The organism is Bacillus sp. C30, from assembly GCF_040838255.1.
Classification (GTDB): Bacteria; Bacillota; Bacilli; order Bacillales; family Bacillaceae_G; genus Bacillus_A; species Bacillus_A mycoides.
In genome coordinates, this window is sequence record NZ_JBFPJH010000344.1 from 1 (window position 1) to 3304 (window position 3304).

Below are 3304 nucleotides of genomic sequence, written 5' to 3' on the forward strand. Positions count from 1 at the left end.
ACGGTTCTCACAACAGACAAGGCTCCTGCCCTACTTTGTGCGTTCAAAAAATTGAAAAATAACGACTTTTATGTTCATACGAAACATTGCACCGTTAAGCATCTCAATAATCTCATTGAACAGGATCATCGACATGTAAAACGTCGTTGTGCTAAATCTTCTGGATTTCAAAATATCCGTCATGCCTCACGTACAATAAAAGGGATTGAGACCCTTCATGCTCTTTACAAACGAAGACGAAGTCTTTCAAAAGACTTCGTCTTTTCGGCATACCAGGAATTACAACAGTTAATGATGATTGCTTAAATTCTATCCCTAATATATCGACCTATGTATACTTTTTAAACTTTGCAACAGAACCAAAAATTGATAAAAGATTCAACAAAGTATGTCCCGTAAAGGAAACTGTTGGGATAACGCCGTGATCGAATCGTTTTTTAGTATCTTTAAACGTGAATGTTTACATGGAGAAAAACTGATTTCTCTCGCTCAAGTAACTCAGTTAGTGGCTGAATTTATTTATATGTATTATCATTCACTTCGTCCGCACTCATCACTAAATGGAATGACTCCGTATCAATATTCAAAATCCATTGCGTAATCTATTTCATGTTCCAGTTTTTCTTGACCAGGTCAGTCAAAGGCAATGAATATATTTCAATTGGCATGAAAGGAGGGAAATCATCTCTGTAGCACCATCATATTTTAAAATCAATATAAAACAATAACTAAGGCATTCAGATCCACGTTGATAGAAGAGGCTGCAAAGATTCCATCTGTTAAAATTCATGCAAATATATGCCCCATATAAATTAATTCTTTAACCTGTGGTGATAGTTAATTTTCTAATGCTCCAAAATTGCGAAAATGAGTAAGATTTTTCGTTTTAAGCAGTAAAAAATAGTAAATTCCAAGATATTTTTGCTGAATTTACTTCAGCTATAAACCCTATATTCATCAAAAACAACGGATATATTTCAACTAGCACCACAGGTATTCTTTAATACATTTAAACAACTTAATAAGTTTATAATTTATTTGAGTATGTACAAACCAAAAATGTGTGTATGTCTTTTATGGTTCTGTTGCAACAGAGCCGTAATTTCAATGTATCTCTCATTGGATATGTCAACAAAAATCTAAATGATGGTAATTATCAAACGGTTAAGTAAAATATTTCTAAGTTATATCCATATAGATTCTAACACTCAACAAACTTACTTTGCAAGTAATAATCGTGATGTATTGTTGGAAATGTTAGGTTTTTGAACTTGTCCTTCTTTTATTTTTGGTTTACCTACAGGTTTATTGTAATTGATATTTCCATTCTCATCTAATTCATAGATTTGAGTACGAGATTCAAACGTAGATCCTGGTGCATGACGGTCTATTAAATCTATCACACCATTAAAAATAACTTCTTTTGTGTGATCATCTAAAAAAAATCCTAATTCTTTTAATTTATTCCAAATTGTTGGATTATGCTGAGAAATCACTTTGAATTTATTATAAATACCTAATTGTACCCATGTTGGATAATTGTTGACTTGATCTGTATAATAGCCTTTAACCCTAGAAATTCCCAATAAATTCGTTTTATATACAGGTGTACTTAATTTTGCTATTACTACTGCACCTGTACGAGGAGCTAACGAGATATCTTCTTGTGGAGAAGTGACAGTGTGTATGGTTGTATTAATTGTCACAGATGCATTTGTATAACCGTAGTTTACTGAATATTCAAATAACAATTCACCTTTTACTTCACCTATAAGTGGTACACCGACTCCAAATGAAGATTTTAGTCCTTCCTTAGTTCCTGTATTCAAACTATGTGTGACGGTTAATTGCTTACTTGATTGGATGCTTTCTGTTATATTTTGTGTTTTTTTCGTTAAAGTTTGGCTGTAACTTTCATTAATTACTTTTGTATTAATTTCTCTATATTGATCTGAATTAGGTTCTGGTTTAGGATCTTCTATGTATTTATTTACATTCATGTTTGAAATTTGTATTGTGTTGGTATCCGTAATTATATTCGTTCGATTATGATACCCATTTAAAGCTTTAAGAACTTGTTTTAATACCACATTATCTTTTGGAATTGTATTCAGTTGATTTAAAACATCTTGTTCTTGACTTGGTAAAATCAAATAATTAAAGCGAATAAAGTTATACAAACTTTTCCCACTCCAATTTGTTTGTTCATTTAAATCATTAATTGCTACTAATCTATTAATCGTTTCATACATCTTATGTGTTCGATTATTTACACCTGGATCTGTTTGTTCTACACAACTTTGAGGATAGTCTTTCTTAGTACAACTACTAATATCAATTGCTGCAAATGAAGATGTTGGAACAGTCAGCATTGCTGAACTTAACAAACATGCTACAGGAATTGTGCGTAACCATTTGTTTGTCTTCAAAATATATTCCTCCTCAATTCATTACTATACTTTTAAGTATAGTAATGAATTGAGGAGAAGAAAAGAAGAAATATGGCAGTCTTATTTATCAAATTTGGAAAAAGAAAAATAAATCAGCACACCATGTTTGGCACTTAGATGAAACTTACATTAAAGTGAAAGACGAGTGGTGCTATCTGTATCGTGCAATTGATGGAGAGGGATACACTTTGGATATCCAGTTTCGTAAGAAGCGTGATCATCAAGCTGCTTATATGTTTATGAAGCGAATCATCAAAGCTTTTGGAGAATCGACGTTTCTAACTACAGACAAGTCTCACGCCTTACTTTGTACGTTTAATAAATTACAGAAAAATGATTTTTATACACATACAAAACAATGTAGCATCAAATATCGTAATAATCCCATTGAACAAGATCATCGATATGTAAAACGGCGCTTTGCGCAATCTTCTGGCTTCCAAAGTATCTGTCATGCTTCTCGTACAATAAAAGGTATCGAAACAATCCAGGCCATATAGAAACAAAACCGAACACATACCCAAGAGGTTGCCTAATAAAATAATGTGTCTAACTTTTTGGGGTCACTTCACAATCAGAGTTCGGCTTTTCAACATACAATGAATTGCAAAAACTATTGGCTGCTGTCTAAATTCTAAAATTCAACTATCCGTTTATTCGTTCTTTTTACAACTTTGTAACATCTCCTTGTATATAAAATATGTCCTATTTCAGGACATATTTTATATACAAGGAGATGTTAAATTCTGAATATTACCTTTTGTTTTTTTTTTTGTCGTGATATGATGTTTGCAACCCTTATACACGAGACAATTTGATAAGTTTTGTAAATAGGGGAAAAGGAGGAATAGCAA

2 protein-coding genes and 2 pseudogenes are annotated in these 3304 nt (G+C 32.0%); 3 read left to right on the forward strand and 1 reads right to left on the reverse strand.

What is annotated here, in order from left to right; genetic code table 11:
• A partial coding sequence (locus AB3X49_RS19885; RefSeq protein ID WP_367964266.1) for a DDE-type integrase/transposase/recombinase occupies positions 1–306 on the forward strand: 306 nt, incomplete at its 5' end.
• A 70-nt stretch (positions 307–376) separates the two neighbouring features.
• Positions 377–601, forward strand: a pseudogene (locus AB3X49_RS19890) (integrase core domain-containing protein); the annotation flags it as partial.
• A gap of 616 nt (positions 602–1217) precedes the next feature.
• Here the strand turns inward: AB3X49_RS19890 and AB3X49_RS19895 are convergent.
• Positions 1218–2429, reverse strand: coding sequence for an ETX/MTX2 family pore-forming toxin (locus AB3X49_RS19895; RefSeq protein WP_367964268.1), 1212 nt, complete (start codon positions 2427–2429; stop codon positions 1218–1220).
• 68 nt (positions 2430–2497) lie between these two features.
• Between AB3X49_RS19895 and AB3X49_RS19900 the strand changes: the two are divergent.
• A pseudogene (locus AB3X49_RS19900) lies at positions 2498–2947 on the forward strand (IS6 family transposase); the annotation flags it as partial.
• Positions 2948–3304: the final 357 nt, after the last annotated feature.